Origin of the sequence: Lactobacillus helveticus DSM 20075 = CGMCC 1.1877, from assembly GCF_000160855.1 — a bacterium.
GTDB lineage: Bacteria > Bacillota > Bacilli > Lactobacillales > Lactobacillaceae > Lactobacillus > Lactobacillus helveticus.
Genome location: NZ_GG700774.1, coordinates 1 through 1,278 on the forward strand (window position 1 = coordinate 1; position 1,278 = coordinate 1,278).

The 1,278-nt window shown below is 36.7% G+C and carries 1 protein-coding gene; it reads right to left on the reverse strand.

The genetic code is table 11. The annotated features are described in order from the left end of the window. The coding region (locus HMPREF0518_RS09215; protein ID WP_003627970.1) for an IS110-like element ISLhe4 family transposase at positions 1-1,028 on the reverse strand (1,028 nt) is incomplete at its 3' end. Positions 1,029-1,278: the final 250 nt, after the last annotated feature.

Below are 1,278 nucleotides of genomic sequence, written 5' to 3' on the forward strand. Positions count from 1 at the left end.
ATTGTTCGATAAAGAATCTTTCTAGCTAAGTGATTGCCATGTTTGGTTATTCCTAAATGACTGTCCTTTTCACCTGATTGATAGCGGCCTGGATCAATGCCAACAAAGGCATCAATTTGGGCTGAAGTATCAAACCGTCTTAAATCACCTAATTCGGCTACCAACCTAACAGCAGTAGTTTTGGCAATGCCAGGAATACTCTCATAGATATTCAAAGACCGTGCATTTGCTTGCATAGCAAGCTTTTCCATATAATTGATCACATTATCTCTTTCGGCACTTAGAGAAAGCAAATTGGCAATATTACGCTGAATTGCTCGAATAGTAATACTGCTTTCATTGTCATATGGATAAGCTTGTCTGGCTAAGGCATAGAGCCTAGTTGTTAAATAATGAGCTCTTTGTCTGCCAATTCCTGAAATGGCCAACAAACTTTGAAAGACCTGGTTTTCATTGTGATTTAAAACATATTGGGCATGCGGGAATAAGCTGACAATCGTCCAATAAACTCTGCCAGATGAAGTTGAAAGGATACTCTCTATCTGAGGAAAAGTAGACTGCAAATTACGATGGAGCTGATTTTTATTGATTATCAGGGCTTGAGTAAGCTCTTCGTAATAACGACTCGCATTTTGCAGTTCATGATATTCCTTAGGTTGAGGAGCACGCAATTTTTGTGGCGCATTGAATTGAATTAAAGCTAACCGATAAGCATCAACTTTATCGGTTTTATTATGCCTTAGATTATTGTCCATCAGCTTCTTAGCCTTTAAGGGATTAAGCTTTAAATACTTGATATGATAATCTTCTAAAAAAGCCTGTAAACTCAATGAATAAACTCCCGTAGCTTCAAAAACTACTAAAGGCGTGATCAAGTATTGATTTAAACGATCCAATAGATCTTGATAGCCAAAGGAATCATTAGTAATCTTAAAGGTTTCACCTTGCTTAATTCGATCAATTACTACACAAACTGTAGACGATTTACTGCTAACATCAATGCCAAAGATAATATTTTGTTTCATCATTCTAACCTCCAAGTGAAGACAAACAGTTTTATCAACCTATTAATTCTCATTTTCTGAACTCGGCATCAAGTGCCCACAGACTTCGAAGAGACTTATAAATAGGCGGTAAAGCAGTCCGTTTTCTTTGCGACGTTACACGTCCAAAAGAACCAAGACTTTATTTGCTTTATCTTCACTTTCTATTTTAGACAAAATAAAAAGTGCCAGATCATGAATCCGTCGATTCATAATCCAACACTAGGTTAGTATG